At 66.6% G+C, this 1,640-nt stretch carries 1 pseudogene; it reads left to right on the plus strand.

Annotated elements, in window-relative coordinates:
- A pseudogene (locus NFJ07_RS25505) lies at positions 1-1,640 on the plus strand (beta-eliminating lyase-related protein); the annotation flags it as partial.

Consider the following 1,640-nt stretch of genomic DNA (forward strand, 5'->3'; position numbering starts at 1 on the left):
ATGTACGCGGTCTACCACGGCCCCGAGGGCCTGAAGGCGATTGCCGAGACCGCCCACAACCACGCCCGGACCCTGGCAGCGTCCCTGAAGGCCGCGGGCCTTGAGGTCCTGCATGGCAGCTTCTTCGACACCGTCACCGTCCGCGTCCCGGGCAAGGCTGCCGGGATCGTTGCTGATGCCGAGGCCAAGGGCATCAACCTGCGCGGCATCGACGCCGACACTGTCGGCGTGTCCGTTGACGAGACAACAACAAAAGAAATCGTCGGCGGCGTCCTTGATGCTTTTGGTGTCGCTGCGGCCTTCGGTGCTTCGCTCGCGGAGTCACTTGAGGGCTTCGCCCTGGAGGCCGCCGTCGAGCGGTCTTCGGACTACCTTCAGCACCCGGTGTTCAACACGCACCGTTCCGAAACCCAGTTGCTGCGCTACATCCGCAGGCTGTCGGACCGGGACCTGGCGCTGGACCGGACCATGATCCCGCTGGGTTCGTGCACCATGAAGCTGAACGCGACCGCGGAGATGGAAGCGATCTCCTGGCCGGAATTCGCCTCGATCCACCCGTTTGCCCCGGATTCCCAGACGGCGGGCTGGCGTGAACTGATCACGGACCTGGAATCCCAGCTGACCGAGATCACCGGTTACGATCAGGTCTCCATCCAGCCCAACGCCGGTTCCCAGGGCGAGCTCGCGGGCCTGCTGGCCATCCGCGGCTACCACCACTCCCGCGGCGAGGCCCAGCGCAACGTCTGCCTCATTCCGGCTTCCGCCCACGGCACCAACGCCGCCTCGGCGGTGCTGGCCGGCATGAAGGTGGTTGTGGTGGCCACCGCCGCCGATGGCACGATCGATCACGCGGACCTGCAGGCCAAGATCGACGCGAACAAGGACGTTCTCTCGGCCATCATGATCACTTACCCGTCCACGCACGGCGTGTACGACGCCGACGTGCGCGAGGTCTGCGACTCCGTGCACGCAGCCGGCGGCCAGGTGTACATCGACGGCGCCAACCTGAACGCCCTGGTGGGACTGGCCCAGCCGGGCAAGTTCGGTGGCGACGTGTCCCACCTGAACCTGCACAAGACCTTCTGCATCCCGCACGGCGGCGGCGGACCGGGTGTTGGCCCGGTCGCGGCCAAGGCGCACCTTGCCCCGTTCATGCCCGGCAATGCCGCGGCCTGGGCGGAAGGCAACGACGTGCCCATCTCGGCTTCCCGCTTCGGTTCGGCCGGTGTCCTGCCGATTTCCTGGGCGTATGTGAAGCTCATGGGCGGGCAGGGCCTGACCGAGGCCACGAAGTCCGCGCTGCTTGCCGCGAACTACATCGCCTCCCGCCTCAACGAGTACTTCCCGGTCCTGTACACGGGCGAGGGCGGACTCGTGGCCCACGAGTGCATCCTGGACCTGCGCGAACTGACGCATGAGACCGGAGTCACGGCCGAGGATGTGGCCAAGCGCCTCATCGACTACGGTTTCCACGCTCCCACCCTGGCGTTCCCGGTCGCGGGCACCCTGATGGTGGAGCCCACCGAGTCCGAGGACCTCGGGGAGATCGAGCGCTTCATCGAAGCGATGATCACCATCCGCAAGGAAATCGAGCAGGTTGCCCACGGCGACTTCACGGTGGAGAACAGCCCGCTGCGCCA

It is taken from the genome of Arthrobacter sp. B2a2-09, assembly GCF_027587375.1.
Classification (GTDB): domain Bacteria; phylum Actinomycetota; class Actinomycetes; order Actinomycetales; family Micrococcaceae; genus Arthrobacter.